The 22,138-nt window shown below is 44.2% G+C and carries 26 protein-coding genes; 15 read left to right on the top strand and 11 right to left on the bottom strand.

The annotated features are described in order from the left end of the window. Positions 1–86: 86 nt before the first annotated feature. Positions 87–587, bottom strand: a complete 501-nt coding sequence (pncC, locus tag L2W36_RS22485; RefSeq protein WP_006073327.1) for a nicotinamide-nucleotide amidase — start codon at positions 585–587, stop codon at positions 87–89. Between the two features lie 135 nt (positions 588–722). On the opposite strand from pncC, the gene mutS reads away from it, so the two are divergent. Beyond that, a complete protein-coding gene (gene mutS, locus L2W36_RS22480) occupies positions 723–3,284 on the top strand; it encodes a DNA mismatch repair protein MutS (protein ID WP_236111653.1) in 2,562 nt (853 codons plus the stop codon). Positions 3,285–3,415: 131 nt separating this feature from the next. On the opposite strand, the gene L2W36_RS22475 is transcribed toward mutS, so the two are convergent. Both L2W36_RS22475 and rraB read right to left on the bottom strand, forming a co-directional pair. Next, positions 3,416–4,216: a glycosyl hydrolase 2 galactose-binding domain-containing protein gene (locus tag L2W36_RS22475; RefSeq protein ID WP_124940570.1), complete on the bottom strand. Its 801-nt coding sequence runs from the start codon at positions 4,214–4,216 to the stop codon at positions 3,416–3,418. A 120-nt stretch (positions 4,217–4,336) separates the two neighbouring features. Further along, a complete protein-coding gene (gene rraB, locus L2W36_RS22470; RefSeq protein WP_006073319.1) occupies positions 4,337–4,753 on the bottom strand; it encodes a ribonuclease E inhibitor RraB in 417 nt (138 codons plus the stop codon). A gap of 563 nt (positions 4,754–5,316) precedes the next feature. Here rraB and arcA point away from each other — a divergent pair. The 5 genes from arcA (at position 5,317) to L2W36_RS22445 (ending at position 9,864) form a co-directional block, all read left to right on the top strand. Beyond that, positions 5,317–6,537: an arginine deiminase gene (gene arcA, locus L2W36_RS22465; protein WP_006073318.1), complete on the top strand. Its 1,221-nt coding sequence runs from the start codon at positions 5,317–5,319 to the stop codon at positions 6,535–6,537. A 123-nt stretch (positions 6,538–6,660) separates the two neighbouring features. Beyond that, positions 6,661–7,665 (top strand): ornithine carbamoyltransferase, encoded by a 1,005-nt coding sequence (gene argF, locus L2W36_RS22460; protein ID WP_006073317.1) that lies wholly within the window; start codon positions 6,661–6,663, stop codon positions 7,663–7,665. 300 nt (positions 7,666–7,965) lie between these two features. Beyond that, on the top strand, positions 7,966–8,895 hold the full coding sequence (pyrB, locus tag L2W36_RS22455; RefSeq protein ID WP_006073315.1) for an aspartate carbamoyltransferase: 930 nt from the start codon (positions 7,966–7,968) through the stop codon (positions 8,893–8,895). Positions 8,896–8,907: 12 nt separating this feature from the next. Beyond that, entirely contained in the window at positions 8,908–9,369 is a 462-nt protein-coding gene (gene pyrI / locus L2W36_RS22450) for an aspartate carbamoyltransferase regulatory subunit (protein WP_006073314.1), read from the top strand. Positions 9,370–9,474: 105 nt separating this feature from the next. Then, complete coding sequence (locus L2W36_RS22445; protein ID WP_236111652.1) at positions 9,475–9,864, top strand: RidA family protein; 390 nt, start codon at positions 9,475–9,477, stop codon at positions 9,862–9,864. Positions 9,865–9,912: 48 nt separating this feature from the next. On the opposite strand, the gene L2W36_RS22440 is transcribed toward L2W36_RS22445, so the two are convergent. The 8 genes from L2W36_RS22440 to mlaF all read right to left on the bottom strand — a co-directional run bounded on the left by L2W36_RS22440 (position 9,913) and on the right by mlaF (position 15,284). Beyond that, positions 9,913–10,641: a 1-acylglycerol-3-phosphate O-acyltransferase gene (locus L2W36_RS22440; protein ID WP_006073311.1), complete on the bottom strand. Its 729-nt coding sequence runs from the start codon at positions 10,639–10,641 to the stop codon at positions 9,913–9,915. 71 nt (positions 10,642–10,712) lie between these two features. Further along, a complete protein-coding gene (murA, locus tag L2W36_RS22435; RefSeq protein WP_006073309.1) occupies positions 10,713–11,981 on the bottom strand; it encodes a UDP-N-acetylglucosamine 1-carboxyvinyltransferase in 1,269 nt (422 codons plus the stop codon). 9 nt (positions 11,982–11,990) lie between these two features. Further along, entirely contained in the window at positions 11,991–12,245 is a 255-nt protein-coding gene (ibaG, locus tag L2W36_RS22430) for a BolA family iron metabolism protein IbaG (protein ID WP_006073308.1), read from the bottom strand. A 9-nt stretch (positions 12,246–12,254) separates the two neighbouring features. Beyond that, on the bottom strand, positions 12,255–12,557 hold the full coding sequence (locus tag L2W36_RS22425; RefSeq protein WP_420883067.1) for an STAS domain-containing protein: 303 nt from the start codon (positions 12,555–12,557) through the stop codon (positions 12,255–12,257). Continuing rightward, positions 12,554–13,195 (bottom strand): phospholipid-binding protein MlaC, encoded by a 642-nt coding sequence (gene mlaC / locus L2W36_RS22420; RefSeq protein WP_006073300.1) that lies wholly within the window; start codon positions 13,193–13,195, stop codon positions 12,554–12,556. The genes L2W36_RS22425 and mlaC overlap by 4 nt, the downstream gene beginning before the upstream one ends. A 4-nt stretch (positions 13,196–13,199) precedes the next feature. Continuing rightward, positions 13,200–13,682: an outer membrane lipid asymmetry maintenance protein MlaD gene (mlaD, locus tag L2W36_RS22415; protein WP_006073296.1), complete on the bottom strand. Its 483-nt coding sequence runs from the start codon at positions 13,680–13,682 to the stop codon at positions 13,200–13,202. A gap of 17 nt (positions 13,683–13,699) precedes the next feature. Then, positions 13,700–14,488 (bottom strand): lipid asymmetry maintenance ABC transporter permease subunit MlaE, encoded by a 789-nt coding sequence (gene mlaE / locus L2W36_RS22410; protein WP_236111651.1) that lies wholly within the window; start codon positions 14,486–14,488, stop codon positions 13,700–13,702. A gap of 1 nt (position 14,489) precedes the next feature. Further along, the gene (gene mlaF / locus L2W36_RS22405) at positions 14,490–15,284 is read right to left on the bottom strand and encodes a phospholipid ABC transporter ATP-binding protein MlaF (protein ID WP_006073291.1); all 795 of its coding nucleotides are present in this window, start codon (positions 15,282–15,284) and stop codon (positions 14,490–14,492) included. Positions 15,285–15,576: 292 nt separating this feature from the next. On the opposite strand from mlaF, the gene L2W36_RS22400 reads away from it, so the two are divergent. Genes L2W36_RS22400 through ptsN form a run of 9 tightly spaced genes read left to right on the top strand, consistent with a single transcriptional unit; the run spans position 15,577 to position 22,134 of the window. Next, the gene (locus L2W36_RS22400) at positions 15,577–16,548 is read left to right on the top strand and encodes a calcium/sodium antiporter (protein WP_038228901.1); all 972 of its coding nucleotides are present in this window, start codon (positions 15,577–15,579) and stop codon (positions 16,546–16,548) included. Positions 16,549–16,556: 8 nt separating this feature from the next. Beyond that, on the top strand, positions 16,557–17,528 hold the full coding sequence (locus L2W36_RS22395; RefSeq protein ID WP_086027636.1) for a KpsF/GutQ family sugar-phosphate isomerase: 972 nt from the start codon (positions 16,557–16,559) through the stop codon (positions 17,526–17,528). Then, positions 17,528–18,085, top strand: a complete 558-nt coding sequence (kdsC, locus tag L2W36_RS22390) for a 3-deoxy-manno-octulosonate-8-phosphatase KdsC (RefSeq protein WP_124940564.1) — start codon at positions 17,528–17,530, stop codon at positions 18,083–18,085. The genes L2W36_RS22395 and kdsC overlap by 1 nt, the downstream gene beginning before the upstream one ends. After that, on the top strand, positions 18,082–18,645 hold the full coding sequence (gene lptC / locus L2W36_RS22385; RefSeq protein ID WP_006073281.1) for an LPS export ABC transporter periplasmic protein LptC: 564 nt from the start codon (positions 18,082–18,084) through the stop codon (positions 18,643–18,645). Before kdsC ends, lptC begins: the two co-directional genes overlap by 4 nt. After that, positions 18,626–19,123 (top strand): lipopolysaccharide transport periplasmic protein LptA, encoded by a 498-nt coding sequence (lptA, locus tag L2W36_RS22380; RefSeq protein ID WP_006073277.1) that lies wholly within the window; start codon positions 18,626–18,628, stop codon positions 19,121–19,123. Before lptC ends, lptA begins: the two co-directional genes overlap by 20 nt. An 8-nt stretch (positions 19,124–19,131) precedes the next feature. After that, positions 19,132–19,857: an LPS export ABC transporter ATP-binding protein gene (lptB, locus tag L2W36_RS22375; protein ID WP_006073275.1), complete on the top strand. Its 726-nt coding sequence runs from the start codon at positions 19,132–19,134 to the stop codon at positions 19,855–19,857. 46 nt (positions 19,858–19,903) lie between these two features. Next, positions 19,904–21,373 (top strand): RNA polymerase factor sigma-54, encoded by a 1,470-nt coding sequence (locus L2W36_RS22370; RefSeq protein ID WP_006073273.1) that lies wholly within the window; start codon positions 19,904–19,906, stop codon positions 21,371–21,373. Positions 21,374–21,398: 25 nt separating this feature from the next. Continuing rightward, positions 21,399–21,686, top strand: a complete 288-nt coding sequence (gene hpf, locus L2W36_RS22365) for a ribosome hibernation promoting factor (RefSeq protein WP_006073271.1) — start codon at positions 21,399–21,401, stop codon at positions 21,684–21,686. A gap of 1 nt (position 21,687) precedes the next feature. Beyond that, complete coding sequence (ptsN, locus tag L2W36_RS22360; RefSeq protein ID WP_006073263.1) at positions 21,688–22,134, top strand: PTS IIA-like nitrogen regulatory protein PtsN; 447 nt, start codon at positions 21,688–21,690, stop codon at positions 22,132–22,134. The last annotated feature ends 4 nt before the right edge of the window (positions 22,135–22,138 follow it).

The raw sequence follows: 22,138 nt of genomic DNA, 5'->3' as shown, positions 1-22,138 counted from the left end.
TACTGTTGATTCATACAGTGTCTATACCTGTATGAAAATTTTTCCGACACAAACAGCAAATCGTTGATGCCGCGAGTGTTATTTTGTTAACAGTAAGGCTCGTCTTCCAATACGTGACGATACAATATCAATAGCGCATGCATTACAGCTTGCTGACGTACTGCGGCTCGGTCACCTTCAAACAAACAGGTTTCGACCTTGAGCCAACCTTGTTGTGAAGCCCACGCAAAGCAAACGGTTCCTACCGGTTTGTCTTCACTCCCCCCTCCAGGACCAGCAATTCCACTAATGGCAACGCTAAGCGTCCCTTTAGAATGCTGCAGCGCACCCTGTGCCATTTCAACAACAACGGCTTCACTCACCGCTCCATTCTGTCCAAGGGTTTCAGTTGCGACGCCAAGCATATCGATTTTTGCGTCGTTGCTGTAAGTAACAAATGCTCGATCAAACCACGCAGAGCTACCAGCAATATCAGTGATTGCCGTCGCCACACCGCCACCAGTACAAGACTCCGCGGTCACAAGGATATGATCTTTCTGTTCGAGTAACGCGCCTAGGTTGAAACTTAACTCTTCAATAGTGTTCATCTAGCAAACTCCTAAACAACTCAATGTTTGACAACGACCCCAAGCCATAGAGCCACTTTTTTATATTCCCTTTTCGCTCACGTCGGTTTCACGTATCCTAAGCAGCAATTGAAACAAGCAGCTAAAGATGTGACAGTGAAAGCGGAACAAAAACATACGCCAATGATGCAGCAATATCTGAAACTCAAAGCCGAGAATCCAGATATCCTGCTTTTCTACCGAATGGGTGATTTTTACGAGCTCTTTTATGACGACGCGAAACGTGCGTCTCAACTGCTCGATATTTCTCTAACCAAACGGGGCGCATCCGCGGGCGAGCCTATTCCAATGGCCGGTGTCCCTTTCCATGCCGTGGAAGGCTACTTAGCAAAACTGGTTCAACTGGGCGAATCTGTCGCTATCTGCGAGCAAGTTGGCGACCCTGCTACCAGTAAAGGTCCAGTAGAGCGTCGCGTGGTTCGAATTGTCACGCCAGGAACCGTTTCAGATGAAGCCTTACTATCGGAACGATTGGATAACCTAATTGCCGCAATCTACCACCAAAACGGTAAATTTGGCTATGCCACGCTAGATATTACCTCAGGTCGCTTTCAACTTTGTGAACCTAGTACCGAAGAAGCGATGTTGGCAGAACTGCAACGCACGGCACCTAAAGAGTTGTTATTCCCTGAGGATTTTGAACCCGTTGAACTGATGGCTAACCGCAATGGTAATCGCCGTCGTCCAATTTGGGAGTTTGAGATTGATACGGCAAGGCAGCAACTGAATCAGCAGTTTGGTACCAAAGATCTTATTGGGTTTGGGGTCGAGAAATGCGAACTCGGTCTCTGCGCTGCAGGTTGTTTAATTCAGTATGTTAAAGACACTCAGCGCACGGCTCTACCACACATCCGTTCATTGACGCTAGTGAGCCAAGACCAATCTGTAGTACTTGATGCAGCCACGCGTCGCAACCTTGAGCTAACTCAGAATTTATCGGGCGGACAAGACAACACGCTAGCCGAAGTCTTAGATCACACTGCGACAGCAATGGGCAGCCGAATGCTGAAGCGCTGGATCCATCAACCGATGCGCTGTATTAAGACTTTGAACTATCGCCTTGATGCTATCTCAGAACTCAAACAAGATGCGTTGTATACCGAGCTTTCGCCTACGTTGAAACAAATTGGTGATATCGAGCGTATCTTGGCACGTTTGGCACTTCGCTCTGCAAGGCCACGAGATATGGCTCGATTGCGCAGTGCTCTGAACCTCTTGCCCGAGCTAGCACTAAGTCTTGAAACTGTTGCTCACCCATACTTGCAGCAACTGGCTCAATACTCCGCACCTATGGACAGCTTGGCAGAACTGCTTGAGCGCGCTATCAAAGAAAACCCACCCGTAGTAATTCGCGATGGTGGCGTCATTGCTGATGGCTACAATGCCGAATTGGACGAGTGGCGTGATTTAGCTAATGGTGCGACAGCTTACCTTGAGAAACTGGAGCATGATGAACGAGATCGCCACGGTATCGACACCCTGAAGGTTGGTTACAACAATGTACACGGCTTCTACATTCAAGTCAGTCGCGGTCAAAGTCACCTAGTACCACCGCACTATGTGCGCCGCCAAACCTTGAAGAATGCCGAACGCTATATTATTCCAGAGTTAAAAGAGCATGAAGATAAAGTGCTTAACTCTAAGTCTAAAGCGTTGGCAATTGAGAAGAAGCTATGGGAAGAGCTGTTTGATTTGTTGCTGCCACAGTTGGAGCAACTGCAAAATCTAGCTTCAGCGCTATCGCAATTAGACGTTTTGCAAAACCTAGCTGAGCGTGCTGAAAGTCTCGATTATTGTCGCCCAGCCCTCAGTGACAATGCCGGTATTCTGATTCAAGGTGGCCGCCACCCTGTCGTTGAACAGGTGATGGATGAGCCATTCATTGCCAACCCTATCTCGCTCAACCCGGAGCGAAAAATGTTAATCATTACCGGTCCGAATATGGGTGGTAAGTCGACCTATATGCGCCAAACGGCACTGATTGCACTGATGGCTCACATTGGCTCTTATGTCCCTGCAGAGTCCGCTGAAATCGGTTCACTGGATCGCATCTTTACGCGTATTGGGGCATCCGATGATCTTGCCTCTGGTCGTTCTACGTTCATGGTCGAGATGACCGAAACGGCAAACATCTTACACAATGCGACAGAAAACAGCTTGGTGTTAATGGATGAAATCGGCCGTGGTACCAGCACCTATGACGGTCTATCGCTAGCGTGGGCAAGTGCTGAATGGCTAGCGACCAAAGTTGGCGCTATGACCTTGTTTGCGACCCACTATTTTGAACTGACAGAAATGCCAAACCAGCTACCACATCTCGCTAACGTTCACCTTGATGCGGTAGAGCATGGTGACTCCATCGCCTTTATGCACGCGGTTCAAGAAGGAGCGGCGAGTAAATCCTACGGCCTTGCTGTCGCCGGATTGGCCGGTGTACCAAAAGCGGTCATAAAGAATGCGAGACAAAAACTCACTCAGTTGGAACAATTAGGTCAAAAGCCAACGACCAACGATTCTCCACAAGTCGACATTGCCAATCAGTTGAGTTTGATTCCAGAGCCAAGCGAAGTGGAAGAAGCTCTGGCACAAATCGACCCTGACGATCTAACACCGAGACAGGCATTGGAAGAGCTATATCGTCTGAAACGTTTGTTATAGAAGTAACGACTTGCTCTCTTGTTGAGATTTTTAGCAAGAGAGCAAACTTGATTATGCACTTATAATTGTCATAACTAGCAATGTTGAATGCCAGATAACAAATAAGACTATATCGCTACATAGCTACATAGCTACATAGCTACATGAGTCACGCAAAGTGATTGACTTAACGCCACATCAAATTCCTGCACTTGCCCATCTAAATTTACTATCAGACTGTACAAGTCATCTGGATTAGGCTGACTCGGATCAGCATATTTAGGTGCTTCAACCTGAAACAGAGCCGATGCATGATGTGCTCGAACATCAATAGGCAAATGTAATGTCATACCGTTAAATCTGACTGACGCTGATACTAAACCTGCACGGTAGGTACGATAATGAAGGTCGACTTTAAACTCACAGCCACCACCATGGTGCCAGATCTGTTCCATTGCTACATGCTCTAACCTAACATGTGGAATAAATTGCAAATAAGGCATTTGCCATACACCGATACGTGTCTCGGTTGCAGGTTTGGTAACAGATAAAGAACACTGCGGCGCTTCATCAAGATCAATCAACAAGTCTTCTTCATCATACTCTAAGAACAAGATTTCAATGCGATTGGGTCCCTGTTGTAAATGGGCTCTTACTTCGCGACGATACGTCGCTTCACTGCCATCACAATCCAACACTGCACGACCATTAATACGAATTTCTGCATAATGCTCAACACCACCGATCACCAAATCGACCGCCGGATTCTGCAACTCTTCTTCCGTTAACTCAAAGTCATGCATGAGGTGCCATTCTTGGTTGGCAATCATTTCTTCGGTAAGCTCTGAAGGTAAGACCTGGCTTAAAGCGCCTGGGAAAGAGAGATCATCTTGAGGTATAGAGAGATCAGTAAGTGGGGACAGCTGCCATAGGCCAGCCAAATTCTTTTTCATGGTGTGAATTGACCTAGATCATATTTAGCGCAGTATAATCAAATCCGTTATCGAAAGATAGTTGAACCCACCAGATAGCAAAAAGGCCAGCTAAGCTGGCCTTTCAACAACAATTAAGGCTTACTCTTCGTCGCCTTCATCTTCATCGGTATAAAGAGCATCTTCGCCCTCGTAGTATGTACCCCAACCGTCATAGATGATGTCGTACTTCTCAGCTAAGTGCACTAGCTTTTCAACTTGTGCGTCAATCTGCTCTGCATTCAGAGTCGATTCCATTGTCGCGTCGCAGCACAACAGTTTGTTACCGTCTTCGTCTTCGGTCTCTTCCGCTTCTAGCACTTCGAAGCCCATTTTGAACGCTTCAACAACCGCCTTCTCAAGACGATCGAAATCTTCAGCAAACAGGTGGTGTTCGATCTCATACAATGCCTCTGGATCACTTCCATCTTCAATTAAGGCCTGAATGATATCGCGAGTTTCTTCCTTTTGAATTTCGATCAAATCTTCAACGGACATATACTCATCTTGTTGAGACATAAAGTGCTCCAGCTATAAATAGGTTATCGGCATGAATGATACGAGAAGTCAGCTGAAATCGAAAGATCAAACCGAGATCTTTCCTGACTATTTTTCAGTTATCGAACTCAAACCGAGCAAGATCGAGATCACAGAAACATAATTTTAACATTTCATTACTTACCTCTGATTTCAGCATAAACTTAGACAAAAGCCATAGCTAATCAGCAACAATCGCCCAGAAAGGTTATGAGGCAATTTTGCATATCAAACACTCTATTCTTAACTTTGACCTGGTTTTGCTTTAGTCACAATACCCAGTATTTTCTGCAAATTTACGTTTTTTTATGCACATATCATTCATGAATATTGCATTAAAACTGCTCAAGAGGCCTGCATACTCAAGCAAGAATTCACAGAAACTAGCACAACTCTCTTATAAAAAATTTATCTGCATTTCTCTACTTAAATCCACAATATCACTGCAATTTTAAGATTTTGCAGTAATAAACACTGACATTTTGACTTGCATCTTGATAACAAGCTTGTCATAAATAGCGCAATCAAAACTGAAAGGAATCACAATGAGTAAGTTGTACGTTGGGTCGGAAGTAGGCCAATTACGCCGTGTATTGTTAAACCGTCCAGAACGCGCCCTAACCCACCTCACGCCATCAAACTGCCATGAACTACTGTTTGATGATGTACTGGCTGTAGAAGCCGCTGGTGAAGAGCATGACGCTTTTGCCAATACATTACGCAGCCAAGATGTGGAAGTACTGCTGCTTCACGATTTATTAGTAGAGACTCTTGCCGTCCCTGAAGCGAAGGAATGGCTTCTCGAAACGCAGATTTCTGATTTCCGTTATGGTCCTATCTTCGCTAACGAACTTCGTAACTATCTGACAGAAATGGACGACGAGCACTTAGCAACTATTTTGTTGGGCGGCCTCGCATACTCTGAGCTACCAATAAAAACCCCTTCTATATTACAAAAGATGAGTAAGCCGCTTGATTTTGTCATTGAGCCACTGCCAAACCACCTTTTCACCCGTGATACCTCTTGCTGGGTGTATGGTGGCGTATCGTTGAACCCAATGATGAAGCCCGCTCGTCAACGCGAGACAAATCATCTAAGAGCTATTTATCGCTGGCATCCAACCTTCGCAGGTCAAGACTTCATTAAATATTTCGGCGATGAAGATCTTCATTATGATAACGCCAACATCGAGGGCGGTGACGTTCTTGTTATTGGTAAAGGTGCTGTATTAATTGGTATCTCTGAGCGCACCACCCCACAGGGCGTGGAAAACTTGGCGGCGAATCTATTTAAATCCGGACAAGCGTCTCAGGTCATTGCCATTGACCTTCCGAAACATCGCTCTTGCATGCATCTTGATACCGTTATGACTCATATGGACGTGGATACCTTCTCAGTGTACCCAGAGATCATCAACGACAAACTGGATACTTGGCGTCTAACCGCCGACAGTAAAGGCCAAATGCAAGTTGAAAAATTACCTAACTATCTTAAAGCCCTAGAAAGTGCGCTTAACGTTGATCAATTGAAGATCATCACTACGGGTGGTGATAACTACGAAGCAGAACGTGAGCAATGGAATGATGCTAACAATGTGCTCACCGTCAAACCCGGTGTCGTTATCGGCTACGAGAGAAATGTGTATACTAATGAAAAGTATGACAAAGCGGGCATTCAGGTCCTAACCATCCCAGGTAATGAGCTAGGACGTGGTCGGGGCGGAGCCCGTTGTATGAGCTGTCCAATCGAACGAGATGGCATATAAACATAATTATTTATCAAACGCCCCTATTAGGGGCTTTTTTTGCATTAAATTAAAATACTTATTCACAATAAAAGAATTTTTATGTATAAATAAACCAAGAAACTAAATAAAAGGGTACGAATCATGGCTTACAACTTACGAAATAGGAATTTTCTCAAGCTTCTCGACTATTCACCAAAAGAGATTCAGTTTCTTCTCGACCTGTCTAAAGATCTTAAAGCCGCTAAATATGCCGGCACAGAGCAAAAAAAACTGGTAGGGAAAAACATCGCACTGATCTTCGAAAAAGCCTCGACTCGTACCCGATGTGCTTTTGAAGTTGCCGCTTTTGATCAAGGTGCTCAAGTCTCTTACATCGGCCCTTCCGGCTCCCAAATAGGCCATAAGGAATCGATGAAAGACACGGCTCGTGTACTAGGTCGTATGTACGATGGCATTGAGTATCGTGGTTTTGGACAAGATATCGTTGAAGAGCTAGGCGCTCACGCTGGCGTACCTGTTTGGAACGGTTTAACCAATGAATTCCACCCAACGCAAATTCTCGCTGACTTTTTAACCATGCTAGAGCACGGCAAAGGCAAGTTATTACACCAAATTAAATTTGCCTACTTAGGGGATGCTCGCAACAACATGGGGAACTCTCTAATGGTCGGTGCCGCAAAAATGGGAATGGATATTCGTTTGGTTGCGCCAAAAGCTTTTTGGCCAGAGCAAAGCCTCGTTGATGAATGTCAAACTATCGCACTATCAACAGGTGCTTCGATTACTCTCACCGAGGACGTACAACAAGGTGTAGCCGATTGTGACTTCTTGTATACGGACGTTTGGGTCTCTATGGGCGAGTCAGCCTCGGCGTGGGAAGAGCGTATTGCCTTAATGAAACCGTATCAGGTAAACATGGATACGATTAAAGCTACCAATAACAAAGATGTGAAATTTATGCACTGCTTACCTGCATTTCATGATGACCAAACCACAATAGGTAAAGAAATCGCCGAAAAATATGGCTTGAATGGTCTCGAAGTCACAAATGATGTATTCGAATCGGATTACTCCATCGTATTCGATGAAGCCGAAAACCGAATGCACACCATCAAAGCCGTCATGGTCGCCACATTAGGCAGCTAGTCAAATTCACTTGTAGTTTAACGATAAACCTTTGATGTAATCGCTTGCGCTAACGATTTTTAGGCGTATAATTCTCCGCAATTTGTCTGGGGAACAATCAATGGCGCAAGCGAGTTTTACAACACATCACGCTCTCGATAAGCTTTTTGCTTATCACGCACCGTTATTATTTCCTGTTGATTACTAAACCTCCCATTATGGGGGGTTTTTTTATGCCTGCATTCCTAGCTGTGATTGAGCACGCTCCTTTCGCACTTGGAATATCCATCTGGTCTGGTTTTAACTATAGGGAAGATAAACATGGCGAATACGCTCTTTCAAAAGCACATTATCTCAATTCCAGAGTTGTCACGTGACGAGCTAGAACTCATTGTACAGACAGCCGGTCAACTAAAATCAAACCCTCAACCTGAACTCATCAAAAACAAGGTTGTTGCTAGCTGTTTCTTTGAACCTTCAACACGTACGCGTCTGTCATTTGAAACCGCCATTCAACGTATCGGCGGAGACGTGATTGGTTTCGATAGCGGTGGTAATACCTCGCTTGCTAAAAAAGGTGAAACACTGGCAGATTCAGTTCAGGTTATTTCGTCTTATGTTGATGCGTTTGTCATGCGTCACCCACAAGAAGGTGCGGCACGTCTGGCTTCTGAATTCTCAAACGGTGTACCAGTTATCAACGCAGGTGATGGTGCCAACCAACATCCAACACAAACACTGCTAGACCTATACAGCATCTACGAAACCCAGGGTCGTTTAGATGATATTAACGTTGCCTTTGTTGGTGATTTGAAATACGGCCGCACGGTACACTCGTTAACGCAAGCCCTAGCGAAATTCAATAACGTTCGCTTTTTCTTTATCGCTCCCGATGCACTTGCGATGCCTGACTATATCTGTGAAGAGCTTGAAGAAGCTGGCATCCAATTTAGCCTGCATACCGACATGGAAAGTGTAGTATCTGAACTGGATGTTCTATATATGACGCGAGTACAGAAAGAGCGTTTTGATGAGTCTGAGTACGCACACATTAAATCGGCTTATATTCTCTCTGCTGATACATTGAAAGGCGCACGCGATAACCTAAAAGTGCTTCATCCATTGCCACGAGTTGACGAGATTACTGTCGACGTAGATAAAACGCCTTATGCGTATTATTTCCAACAAGCTGAAAACGGTGTGTACGCCCGTGAAGCTCTGCTCGCTCTAGTTCTAAACGAAACGCTTTAAGGAGGATTGATCATGTCTAAAGAAACCCAGTTGCAAGTAGAAGCAATTAAAAACGGCACGGTTATCGACCATATCCCAGCAAACATTGGCATCAAAGTTCTCAAACTGTTCGCTATGGATCAATCCAAACAGCGTGTCACGATTGGTCTAAACCTTCCTTCTTCAGCATTAGGTTGTAAGGATCTATTAAAGATAGAGAACGTGTTTATCACTGAAGAACAAGCGAACAAGCTGGCACTCTATGCACCACATGCTACCGTCAACCAAATTGAAAACTATGAAGTGTGTAAAAAGCTGGCGTTAAAACTGCCAGAAACAATCACGGGAGTATTCGAGTGCCCTAATAGCAACTGCATTACTCACAATGAACCCGTAGACAGTAGCTTCAAGGTGTTCGAGAAACATCAAGACATTCGTCTCAAATGCAAATACTGCGAAAAAGTCTATTCGCGTGAGATCGTTACTGAAAGCTAAGAATGACACGATTATTAAACAAGCCTACACATTGTAGGCTTGATTTTTATTGAGCCTAGAGGCAGTCTAGACTCTCTTTGAATTCACAGAACAATGGATAAAACGATGACAAAAGTACTTCATACAGAATCTGCACCAGCAGCAATCGGTCCTTACGTACAAGGTGTCGACCTTGGTAACATGGTACTGACTTCAGGTCAGATCCCAGTAAATCCGCAAACGGGTGAAGTGTCAGAAGATATCGCTGAGCAAGCACGTCAGTCTCTAGACAACGTAAAAGCGGTTGTTGAAGCATCTGGCCTAACGGTTTCAGACATCGTAAAAATGACGGTTTTCGTTAAAGATCTCAACGACTTTGGTACAGTAAACGAAGTGTATGGTAAGTTCTTTGACGAGCAACAAGTGGCTAACTACCCTGCGCGTTCTTGTGTTGAAGTTGCTCGTCTTCCTAAAGATGTGAAGATTGAAATCGAAGCTATCGCAGTACGTAAGTAAGTTCTGCTATGTATTAAAAAGGGTTGTCATTGACAACCCTTTTTAGTGTTATTTTTTGCTGTTTAACTCAGCCACTTCAGCATCAAGCTGCTCTAGCTTCTCTGCCATCTGCTCTCGGCATACATTCGCCAGTTTTCTCACATCTTCTTTGCCGTAGCCTTCGATCGAGATAGGTGGCAGCATCTCAACGATGATATGACCATTATCCCACTTATTAAGCTTTAGATGGCTCGTACTGCTACACACAATAGGAATGATTGGTGTCTTTGCCCCAATCGCGGCATGAAAAGCACCCGTTTTAAATGGCAATAAGCCGCGTCCGCGAGAGCGTGTACCTTCCGGAAACATCCAAACTGAAAGGTTACTTTTCTTCATGCTATCAACAACTTGGTCAATCGTACCTTTCGCTTTACTACGGTTAGCACGATCAATCAGAATATTACCTGTTAAATAATAAAGCTGACCAAAGAATGGCATCCATAGCAGGCTCTTTTTACCAACAGTTACCACATTAGGTGTAACGGCAGAAGATACCGTAAACAAATCCCAGTTGTTCTGGTGATTAGCGATATAGATGTGTTGACCGCGTTTGTAGGCATCTTCAGGTAAACGAAGATCGAGTTTAATACCAAAGATCTTCGACATAGCGCCAAAATAACGCCCAAACGTAAACACGTGTTTAGGATTTCTCGGACTAAGTAAACAGTAACCACATCCAAATACGAACATAATTACCGCAAATATCGCCACTGCAATGCAGCGTAGGAAAGCAACCATTTTGGTCTCCGCTAATGGCTTCAAAAAAAAGCCGAAACCTTAAGATTTCGGCTATTTATAATCTATCGTTATTATTCAGCAGAACCCGCGATACGTGTGATGTTAGCACCTAGTGCAGACAGCTTATCTTCAATACGCTCATAACCACGATCGATATGATAAATACGGTCTACAATTGTCTCACCATGCGCAATACAACCAGCGATAACCAAGCTTGCCGAAGCTCGCAGGTCAGTCGCCATCACTTGTGCACCACTCAATGATTCAACATCACCACAAATCACAGTGTTGCCTTCAATTTCTGCTTTTGCGCCCATACGCATTAGCTCAGGAACGTGCATAAAACGATTTTCAAAAATCGTTTCGGTAATCACACCGCCACCTTTTGCCATCATATTAAGCAAAGTAAACTGAGCTTGCATATCTGTAGGGAAGCCAGGGTGTGGAGCAGTACGAATTGAAACCGCTTTAAGCTCTCTATCGGTCATATCCAATGAGATCCAGTCATCGCCAGTCTCGATCTTAGCCCCAGCTTCTTCTAACTTAGCTAATGCCGCTTCTAATAGATGAGCATGCGTATTGCGACAAACAATCTTACCGCCTGATACCGCTGCCGCTACTAGGAAAGTGCCTGTTTCAATGCGATCTGGAACAACAGAGTGCTTGCCACCACCAAGACGTTCTACACCTTCGATAGTGATAGTATCGGTACCTGCTCCAGTGATTTTTGCGCCTAGCTTGTTCAAGAAATCAGCGGTATCGACGATTTCAGGTTCACGAGCCGCATTATCAAGTACAGTAGTACCTTCAGCCAATGTTGCAGCACACATTATCGTGATAGTCGCACCAACGCTCACTTTGTCCATCACAATGTGAGCACCCTTCAATCGACCTTCCACTTCCGCTTTCACATAACCATCTTCTAATGTGATGGTGGCACCGAGCTGCTCAAGACCATGAATATGTAAATCTACCGGACGCGCACCAATGGCACAGCCACCAGGAAGTGAAACTTGTCCTTTGCCAAAACGAGCAACCAGTGGACCTAATGCCCAAATCGATGCACGCATGGTTTTCACCAAGTCATAAGGTGCACACAACTCGTTAATCTGGCTACCATCAACATGAACAGAACCGTTGCGATGCACTTTGGCACCTAAACGGCTAAGTAGTTTCATAGTCGTATCAATGTCACGAAGATGTGGTACGTTGGCCACTTCTACAGGCTCCTCAGCCAGAATAGAAGCGAATAAAATAGGCAGTGCTGCATTTTTAGCACCTGAGATCGACACTTCGCCAGATAACGGCTGATCCGATCCAATAACTCGAAACTTATCCATTAATAAACCTTACAAAGACATCAGCTTTTTATCACGAGCCCACTCTTCTGGAGTATAGGCTTTAATTGAAACTGCGTGGATGTCATTACGCTGAATATAATCCATCAGAGGACCATAGATCATCTGCTGCTTTTTAACTCGGCTCATGCCTTCAAATTGAGCATCTACCGCAATCACTTCGTAGTGGCTACCTTCACCTTTTACGTGTAGCTCTTCTAGGTTCAATGCGTTTTGTAATAGTTCCTGTACTTTTGTGCTATCCACAAGATACTCCTAAATGTGTTTCTCAATAACTGATTCAACGTTATACAGCTGAAACAGTATTTTCAGCTCATCGGGCACGAAGCTGAGCATTATATGACACTTTCGATTTTTTGCATGCTCTAATAAGTGAATTAGCATCACCAATCCCGCAGAATCGAACCGTTTTACTTTATCTAACGCCAATTCCATCTCAGGCTCATCAAAATTAACGCTTTGAATAGTATTCCAAAGCTCTGGTACAGTATCACGATCAACGTTACCAATTAGCTCTAATACACCTTCGTTACGAACCACTAATTTAGTGTCCATTATTTTTTGCTGCCTTCAAAACGAATCGGCGCCTGTGCCAACTGCTCAAGTTCTTCTGCTACCGCTAATATGCCATCTTGACGAATTTTGCTGTTCCATTCAGATTGCTTGCTAGAGAGCAAACTAATGCCTTCTGCAATCATATCAAAGGCCTTCCATTCGCCTGTTTTCTTATCCTTTCTGAGTTTAAACTCGAGATTAATATTAGGTCTCGGTGAGTCCATAATTGTCACACGAACACCGATAATGGTCGTCTTATCATCAATTTTTGGTTCTGGACCAAATTGAACATCCTGTCCAGTATATTGGGTTAAAACTTGCGCATAAGAAGTAATCAAGTACTCTCGAAATGCTCTGGCAAACTCTAACACATCTTCTCGTTTAGCACCTTTTAAGTTAGGACCCAGTAGCTTCAACGCCGCATAGCGATCGTTCACGTAAGGCATTAGTTCCTCTTCGACTACCACCTTAAGATAGTCAGGATTTTTCTGAATTTGCTCTTGCTCATTCGCTAAACGAGTAAACGCTTTATCGGCGACTTTCTGCATCATGTCATAGGGCTTGGTGGCATCAATCTCATTAGCATGTAGACCAAATGAGAGCATCAAGGCACTAAATATCAGTAAACATTTGTTGAACATCACTTTACTCCTTTTTCTCATCGGAACCGCCAATGCTATAGAGCACTTGACCTATCATATCTTCGAGCACCAACGCTGATTTGGTGTCTTCAATTCTGTCACCATCGGCTAGATAACCTTCATCATCAAAGATAAACCCAGGCACTAGACCTATATATTGCTCACCAATCAACCCTGATGTTAGCACTTGTGCACTCGAGGTATCTGGGAAACGGTAGTCCGAGCTAATAGATAAGGTTACCACCGGTAAATAGCTCTCCTTATCAAGACTAATATCACTGACTCGGCCAATAACGACGCCACCAACTTTCACAGGAGAACGAACTTTTAGGCTACCGATATTATCGAACCTTGCTTCCAGCTTATAAGTATCCCCTGAGCCCAACCCTTTCACGTCAGCAACCTGAAAAATCATAAACAAGATTGCGCAAAGTCCGATGATGACAAAACTGCCTACCCACAATTCTAACTTTCTGGTTTGTTGCATTGAATTGTCCTTTACTCTTAATTGCCAAACATCAGTGCTGTAAGCACAAAATCTAAACCTAATACCGCCAAAGATGAGTGCACGACGGTTCTCGTTGTCGCCTGACTAATACCTTCCGAAGTCGGTATGGCATCATACCCATTAAATAGCGCAATCCACGTCACCGTAATCGCAAACACCAAACACTTAATGACGCTATTACCAATGTCTCGACCCAGCTCTACGGACGATTGCATCGCTGACCAAAAACTGCCGTGATCGATACCTTTCCAGTCCACACCAACCAGTTGGCCCCCCCAAATACCTATCGCCATAAAGATCATAGCCAATAGCGGCATGGAAATAACCCCGGCCCAAAAACGAGGCGAGATCACTCGTTTAAGAGGATCAACGGCCATCATTTCCATGCTCGATAACTGTTCAGTGGCTTTCATTAAGCCAATTTCAGCGGTTAGTGCCGAGCCTGCACGCCCAGCAAATAATAGTGCAGTAACAACTGGACCCAACTCTCTTAATAGCGATAACGCCACCATCTGTCCTAAACTGCCCTCCGCCCCATAATCGACGAGTACCACATATCCTTGCAGACTTAGGACCATACCGATAAACAGCCCTGATACCATAATAATGGCCAATGATTGCACACCAACGTTATGCAGCTGTTTTATTAATAGTGGAAAGTGCTTTTTGGGCTGTGGTTTGGAAAACAGGACACCAAATAGCATAAAGGTTGCCCTACCCCATGATTGGCAAAGAGATAAAGATCGCTGACCGACTTTTTGAATCCATACTGAAGGAAACGACATATTAGAACAGCTCCTCAGTTAATGCTTTTGCTGGATAACGGAATGGAACGGGTCCATCGGCTTCGCCGAGCAAGAACTGTTGGACTCGAGTATCAGGGTTACTTCTCAATTCATCAGGAGTACCACAAGCAACAACTTTTCCATCAGCGAGCAAGTAAACCCAATCTGCGATGGACATAACTTCAGGAACATCATGAGAAACAACAATAGAGGTAAGGTCTAGTGCCTTGTTCAACTTGCCAATAAGCTCCACCAGCACTCCCATCGTTATAGGGTCCTGACCAACAAAGGGCTCATCGTACATGATTAATTCAGGATCAAGCGCAATAGCTCTTGCGAGCGCCGCACGTCTTGCCATGCCTCCAGAAAGTTCACTTGGCATAAGTTGAGATGCTCCACGTAATCCGACAGCCTCTAACTTTAGCAGCACTAAAGTACGAATCATCGACTCACTCAGTTCTGTATGCTCACGCAAAGGAAACGCGACATTGTCAAAGACGTTAAGGTCGGTAAATAGTGCACCCGATTGGAATAGCATGCTCATTTTCTTGCGAACATGGTAAAGACGTTTTCTAGAAAGCGTAGGAATATTGTCGCCTTCGAACCAAATCTCCCCATGGTCAGGCGAGATTTGTCCACCGATCAGACGAAGTAATGTTGTTTTACCAATTCCCGATGGTCCCATGATGGCTGTTATCTTACCTTTTGGTACATGCAACTCGACGTCATCAAAAATGACGTGTGAGCCACGCGCAAAAGTCAGTCCCTTAACGGAAACCAAGTCATTGTTTGACATACATTTCCTTATCATCCTAACAGTAGTCCTATGCTAAACAATAATAATGATACAAGCGGACAATTAAAACCCTTATATCCAAATGGTTGGATAATTACAGAGTCAAACCCCATTACAACAAACTTGCGTCATTACGCGCATTTATGACTTCGATCCTAACCTTAGTCTATCTATTAGCGTATTAGCTTCGGCGCACTATTGTTATTTTATTTGTTGATTAGCTTCCATTTTGGCCGACAAACCGTCAAAATTAGCCGCCAAATGTCTCAGAAAAATAGAAGTGGATAAAAACATGCTTGAAGCCGTAGTGTTTCTGATAATTGGACTGGTTTTTCTCGTTTGGAGTGCTGATAAATTAGTATTCGGCGCCGCGGCACTGGCACGCAATGTGGGTATTTCGCCACTAGTTATCGGTATGACTATTCTTGCTATGGGGTCATCAGCGCCAGAAATGATGGTTTCGGCCACCGCCGCCCTAGAAGGGAAAACGGATACTGCGGTTGGTAACGTACTAGGCTCCAACATCGCCAATATTGCGCTTATTCTTGGTATTACGGCCATGATTAAGCCTCTTTCTATTTCATCTGCGGTTCTGAGACGCGAGCTACCTTTAATGATCGCGGTAACGCTTATCGCGGGTCTTATTCTTTGGGATAGCCACCTTGGTTTCTACGAAGGTATTATTCTGTTTGCCTTATTTGGCGCATTTATCCTTGCCATGCTTCGTATCAGCAAAGCAGAAAAAGAGAGTGGCAACAATGACGCCATGCTGGAAGACCAAGAGTCCGAAATTCCAGAAGGTGTGAGTAACGCTAAAGCAGCTATGTGGGTGGTGATTGGCCTAATCATCCTCCCTATCGCAGCAGATAGACTGGTAGATAGCGCCGTAACGATCGCCCAGTATTTTGGTATGAGCGATCTTGTTATTGGTCTAACAATTATCGCGATTGGTACCAGCCTACCAGAACTGGCCGCTTCTCTTGCTGGTGTTCTAAAAGGCGAAGATGATATGGCGGTAGGTAACATCATAGGTTCAAACGTCTTCAACATCCTCGCCGTTATGGGTATTCCAGGTATCATTAACCCTTCTATACTCAGTGAACATGCTATGGGCCGTGATTTCTGGGTTATGCTGGCCGTTTCGCTATTACTGGTTGTAATGGCACTGGGCAAATCTAAGAGCATTAATCGAGTCGAAGGCTTTATTTTGTTCGTGCTATTCCTTGGTTATCAGGTTTATCTATTCGCTAATATGGCAGCTTAGGAGCGGTTATCATGTCTGGTTTTGATTATGTTAGCGCGGCAAAGCGTGTTTTAGATACCGAAGTACAAGCACTTCAACACCTTGAGCGCTACTTTGACGAGCAATTTGAATCGGTATGTGATGCGATTCTCAACCACCAAGGCAAGGTTATTGTCATGGGGATGGGTAAATCAGGACACATTGGTAAGAAAATTGCGGCTACGCTTGCTAGCACTGGCACATCAGCGTTTTTTGTCCACCCAGGAGAAGCTGCTCACGGCGATTTGGGTATGATTGAAGCTCGCGATCTCGTTATCGCCATCTCTAACTCTGGTGAGTCACACGAAATCATTAGTTTGTTTCCTGTCTTTAAGCGCCTTGGTATTACTACCGTAAGTATGACTGGAAAGCCTGAATCTAACATGGCAAAGCTCTCTGATTTTCATTTGCAAATCACTGTTCCTAAAGAAGCGTGCCCACTTGGCCTAGCACCTACTTCTAGCTCGACGGCAACTCTGGTTATGGGAGATGCATTAGCCATCGCCTTATTAGAAGCTCGTGGCTTCGGTGAAGAAGACTTTGCCCTGTCTCATCCGGGCGGCGCATTGGGTCGTAAATTACTACTTAAACTGAGTGATATCATGCATTCAGGTAAAGCGCTGCCTGTCGTCGGTCCGCAGACCTTGGTACGCGACGCACTACTAGAAATTTCCGATAAAGGACTTGGCATGACAACTATCGTGGACAACGATATGAACTTGCTAGGTATCTTTACCGATGGAGACTTGCGACGTATTCTTGATAAACGAGTCGATATTCATGACACCACCATTGGTGAGGTCATGACCGTTAACCCAACCACTGCTGCGCCTAATATGCTAGCGGCTGAAGGGTTAAACTTAATGCAATCGAAGAATATTAACGGTCTTGTACTACTCGATGATAACAAAGTCGTGGGTGCACTCAATATGCATGACTTATTAAAAGCAGGAGTAATGTAGTGTCTAAACAAGTTGAAACGCTCTATGGTTTGGTGGCTTCATCCACTTACGATAAAGCAGCAGACATCAAACTCCTGATTTGCGACGTGGATGGCGTCTTCTCCGATGGCTTGATTTATATGGGCAACCAAGGTGAAGAGCTAAAAACCTTTCATACTCGTGACGGTTACGGTATTAAAGCTTTAATGAGTGCGGGCGTAGAAGTAGCCATCATTACAGGCCGTCGCTCACAGATCGTTGAAAATCGTATGACCGCACTGGGTATTTCTTTGATTTACCAAGGGCAAGATGACAAAGTCACCGCATACCAAGATATTTGCCAAAAGCTTGCTATCCCAGCATCGAAAACGGCTTACATCGGTGATGATCTTATTGATTGGCCTGTCATGGCGCAGGTCGGCTTAAGCGTCTGCGTGGCGGATGGACATCCACTGCTAGCCAGAAAAGCGGATCACGTCACTACGATTCCGGGTGGGCGCGGTGCAGTTAGGGAAGTTTGTGATCTGATCCTAGAATCAAAGGGCGAACTAGAGCTTCACAAAGGTCTTAGTATATGAGTTTGTCTCGTATTCTTTATAGTCTACTTGCCATTATTTCTATTGGGTGTGCGGTTTATTTGTACACCAAGGATGAATCGAGCACGATTCAGATTGTCCCTGATATTGAACTGCCAGCTTTCAGTGGAATAAATGTCCATAACATTTCTTACTCTGATACCGGCATTCGAAGCTATACGATCAACTCCGTACATCTGGAACATTTCGCTCAAAAAGGGAATACTATTTTTGAAAGTCCTGTATTGTCTATTTACGCGAATGGTACGACAAAAGAGTGGGAAATTTCCGCAGATAAAGCCATTTTAGACAAGGATGAAGTACTCACTTTATACGACAATGTTCTAGCTCAAAATCTATTACCAGAGTCAGGATTTGATACACTATCAACACAGAAGATGAGCATTAAACTAACCAACAGAGACTTTTGGTCCGATACCAAAGTCATTATGCTCGGCCCTCAATTTGAAACACGCGGCGAAGCGATGAAAGGAAATTTCGCAGACAATATCGCCGAGGTTTATAACAAAGTGAACAGTAGATATGAAACTCTCACACCTTAGTTTAGGTATTTGCTTACTTTTACCTATATCAGCAATGGCATTATCAACAGACTCAGAGCAACCGGTGTATATTGACTCTGACTCTCAGCAGCTTGATATGAAAAGCAACCAAGTAACCTTCGAAGGCGATGTAAAGCTTAAACAAGGTAGTATTAACATCAATGCCGATAAAGTGATTGTTACACGTGAAGCAGAAACGGGCACAATTCAGGTTATCGAAGGTTTTGGCGATCTAGCGACATTTTCGCAACTTACTGACGACGGCAAAACCTTATATGGTGAAGCAAAACAGTTACATTACTCACTGAAAAACGATCAATTGACCATGACAAATAAAGCGATGCTATCTCAAGACGACAGTATCATTCGTGGCAGTGTCATTAAGTACAGAATCTCATCACAAAAACTCATCGCTGATGGCGACTCGAAAGGAAGAGTATCTACTGTGCTTCAACCACAACAGATTCAAGAGAAGTAATTGTATTTATGGCGTTATTGAAAGCGACACATTTAGCAAAAAGCTATAAAAACCGTAAAGTGGTCTCAGACGTTAGTCTTTCGGTTGAGTCTGGTCAGATAGTGGGATTGCTGGGCCCTAACGGCGCAGGTAAAACTACGTCGTTTTATATGATTGTTGGTCTGGTTGCCCGTGATGAAGGCACCATCACTATTGACGGAGAAGATATTAGTATTCTCCCAATGCATAGCCGCGCCAAAATGGGCATTGGCTACCTGCCACAAGAAGCCTCCATTTTCAGAAAGCTCAGTGTTGAAAACAACATTATGGCAGTGCTTGAGACTCGTAATGAGATCACTCAAGAAGAGCGACAAGATAAGCTAGAGGACCTGCTGGATGAGTTCAATATTCAGCACATTCGAAAAAGTGCTGGGATGGCGTTGTCTGGCGGCGAACGTCGACGTGTCGAAATTGCTAGGGCTCTAGCCGCTAACCCACAATTCATCTTACTGGATGAGCCGTTTGCGGGTGTCGACCCAATTTCAGTGATTGATATTAAGAAGATCATCGAGCACTTACGCGATAGAGGCTTAGGAGTTCTTATCACCGACCATAACGTTCGTGAAACCTTAGATGTGTGTGAAAAAGCATACATTGTGAGCCAAGGTCATCTAATTGCTGAAGGAAGTCCTGAAGATGTTCTCAATAATGAACACGTAAAACAGGTTTATCTCGGTGAACAATTCAGACTATGATTTAATAGGCTTGGATAAAATTTTAATAATAGGCTAGCAATACTGCATGAAACCCTCATTACAACTCAAGCTAGGTCAACAGTTAGCAATGACGCCCCAGTTGCAACAAGCAATTCGCTTGCTGCAATTGTCGACGCTCGATCTGCAACAAGAGATTCAAGAGGCCCTAGACTCAAACCCATTACTTGACGTGGAAGAAACCGCGGAAGAAGCACCGCCTTCTAATGAGGAAAAGTCGAGCCCTGAAAGTAAAGAAGAAGTATCTGCAGAGCCAGTTAGCGAACCAGAACCGAAAGATAGCTCTGAGCAAATTGAAAGTTCTGAAATATCGACAGAACTTGAAATGGATACCACTTGGGATGATGTCTATAGTGCCAATACCGGTAACACGGGTATTGCCGCGGATGATGACATGCCAATATATCAAGGTGAAACCACACAGTCTCTTCAAGACTACTTAGTTTGGCAATTAGACCTCACGCCATTTACTGAAACAGATCGTGCCATCGCCTTAGCCATCATTGATGCAGTCGATGATTACGGCTATCTGACCCTGTCCTGTGAAGAGATTCTCGATAGTGTCGATATTGAGGATGTTGAGCTTGATGAAATTGAAGCGGTAAGAAAACGCGTTCAGCAATTCGATCCACTAGGCGTTGCATCTCTTAATCTGCAAGATTGCCTATTACTGCAACTCGCGACTTTCCCTGAAGACACTCCATGGCTCGCTGAAGCTAAGTTGGTCTTGTCTGATCATATCGATCAACTGGGTAACCGTGATTATAAACTCGTGATTAAAGAGACTAAGCTTAAGGAAGCGGATCTTCGAGAAGTTTTGAAGCTAATCCAACAGCTTGACCCTAGACCAGGCAGTAAGATAACACCTGATGAAACTGAGTACGTAGTGCCTGATGTCTCCGTATTTAAAGACCGCGGAAAATGGATAGTTCAGATTAACCCAGACAGTGTTCCAAGACTGAAAGTGAATCAACAATACGCGAAGCTCGGTACAGGCAACAGTGCTGACAGCCAATATATTCGCTCTAATTTGCAGGAAGCGAAATGGTTGATTAAGAGCCTTGAAAGTCGCAATGAAACTTTACTCAAAGTCGCTAAATGCATTGTCGAACATCAGCATGACTTTTTTGAATACGGTGAAGAGGCAATGAAACCTATGGTTCTCAACGATGTTGCCCTTGCTGTAGACATGCATGAATCGACGATTTCTCGAGTGACCACTCAGAAATATATGCATACCCCACGCGGCATTTTTGAGCTGAAGTATTTCTTCTCAAGCCACGTATCGACTGACAATGGCGGCGAGTGTTCCTCGACAGCCATTCGAGCACTAATCAAGAAGCTTGTCGCTGCTGAAAATCCAGCCAAGCCATTGAGCGATAGTAAAATCGCAGCGCAACTAGCTGACCAAGGAATTCAGGTTGCTAGACGAACAATAGCGAAATACCGTGAGTCGTTGGGCATCGCCCCTTCCAGTCAGCGTAAACGCCTACTTTAAGGCCAATAACTAAGAAGGAAAGTCTATGCAAATTCAAATTGAAGGCCACCACGTCGATGTCACTGAGTCAATGCAGGACTACGTTCAGAGTAAATTCCAAAAACTGGAACGTTTTTTCGATCATATAAATAGCATTAACGTCATATTAAAAGTTGAAAAATTAAACCAGATCGCAGAAGCTACGCTCCACGTTAATCAAGCTGAAATTCATGCGGCGGCAAATGATGAAAGTATGTATGCTGCCATTGACGCGCTAGTCGATAAGCTCGTCAGACAATTGAACAAGCATAAAGAAAAATTAAGTAATCACTAAAATGCAAATAAGTGAAGTATTAACTCTGGACTGCACCAAAAGTGCAGTCCCTTGTACGAGTAAAAAACGCGCCTTAGAAATTATTAGCGAAATCGCTGCAGAGCATACTGGTCAAAACTCTACCGAACTGTTCGAATGCATGTTGAGCCGTGAAAAAGTGGGTAGCACTGGTATTGGCAATGGTATTGCTATTCCTCATGCTAGAATGCATGACAGCGATAAAGCGGTTGCGGTGTTACTTCAGTGCCAAGCGCCCGTTGACTTCGACTCTATTGATAACCGCCCAGTTGACCTTATGTTCGCACTGCTAGTTCCAGATGCGCAGTGTAAAGAACATTTAAAGACTTTGTCATGTATGGCAGAGCGATTAAATGATAAAACTGTCCTAAAGCAACTTCGTAATGCTCAATCCGATCAAGAGCTTTACGATATTATTGTTAGCCATTAGAACA

The organism is Vibrio sp. McD22-P3, from assembly GCF_021568915.1.
Taxonomy (GTDB): domain Bacteria; phylum Pseudomonadota; class Gammaproteobacteria; order Enterobacterales; family Vibrionaceae; genus Vibrio; species Vibrio mediterranei.
This window is presented reverse-complemented; position numbering and strand designations above follow the sequence as displayed.

Coding starts and splice junctions, on each gene's coding strand:
- pncC (WP_006073327.1), bottom strand. CDS start 587: ATGAACACTATTGAAGAGTTAAGTTTCAACCTAGGCGCGTTACTCGAA.
- L2W36_RS22475 (WP_124940570.1), bottom strand. CDS start 4,216: ATGAAAAAGAATTTGGCTGGCCTATGGCAGCTGTCCCCACTTACTGAT.
- rraB (WP_006073319.1), bottom strand. CDS start 4,753: ATGTCTCAACAAGATGAGTATATGTCCGTTGAAGATTTGATCGAAATT.
- arcA (WP_006073318.1), top strand. CDS start 5,317: ATGAGTAAGTTGTACGTTGGGTCGGAAGTAGGCCAATTACGCCGTGTA.
- argF (WP_006073317.1), top strand. CDS start 6,661: ATGGCTTACAACTTACGAAATAGGAATTTTCTCAAGCTTCTCGACTAT.
- pyrB (WP_006073315.1), top strand. CDS start 7,966: ATGGCGAATACGCTCTTTCAAAAGCACATTATCTCAATTCCAGAGTTG.
- pyrI (WP_006073314.1), top strand. CDS start 8,908: ATGTCTAAAGAAACCCAGTTGCAAGTAGAAGCAATTAAAAACGGCACG.
- L2W36_RS22445 (WP_236111652.1), top strand. CDS start 9,475: ATGACAAAAGTACTTCATACAGAATCTGCACCAGCAGCAATCGGTCCT.
- L2W36_RS22440 (WP_006073311.1), bottom strand. CDS start 10,641: ATGGTTGCTTTCCTACGCTGCATTGCAGTGGCGATATTTGCGGTAATT.
- murA (WP_006073309.1), bottom strand. CDS start 11,981: ATGGATAAGTTTCGAGTTATTGGATCGGATCAGCCGTTATCTGGCGAA.
- mlaC (WP_006073300.1), bottom strand. CDS start 13,195: ATGTTCAACAAATGTTTACTGATATTTAGTGCCTTGATGCTCTCATTT.
- mlaD (WP_006073296.1), bottom strand. CDS start 13,682: ATGCAACAAACCAGAAAGTTAGAATTGTGGGTAGGCAGTTTTGTCATC.
- mlaE (WP_236111651.1), bottom strand. CDS start 14,488: ATGTCGTTTCCTTCAGTATGGATTCAAAAAGTCGGTCAGCGATCTTTA.
- mlaF (WP_006073291.1), bottom strand. CDS start 15,284: ATGTCAAACAATGACTTGGTTTCCGTTAAGGGACTGACTTTTGCGCGT.
- L2W36_RS22400 (WP_038228901.1), top strand. CDS start 15,577: ATGCTTGAAGCCGTAGTGTTTCTGATAATTGGACTGGTTTTTCTCGTT.
- lptC (WP_006073281.1), top strand. CDS start 18,082: ATGAGTTTGTCTCGTATTCTTTATAGTCTACTTGCCATTATTTCTATT.
- lptA (WP_006073277.1), top strand. CDS start 18,626: ATGAAACTCTCACACCTTAGTTTAGGTATTTGCTTACTTTTACCTATA.
- lptB (WP_006073275.1), top strand. CDS start 19,132: ATGGCGTTATTGAAAGCGACACATTTAGCAAAAAGCTATAAAAACCGT.
- L2W36_RS22370 (WP_006073273.1), top strand. CDS start 19,904: ATGAAACCCTCATTACAACTCAAGCTAGGTCAACAGTTAGCAATGACG.
- hpf (WP_006073271.1), top strand. CDS start 21,399: ATGCAAATTCAAATTGAAGGCCACCACGTCGATGTCACTGAGTCAATG.
- ptsN (WP_006073263.1), top strand. CDS start 21,688: ATGCAAATAAGTGAAGTATTAACTCTGGACTGCACCAAAAGTGCAGTC.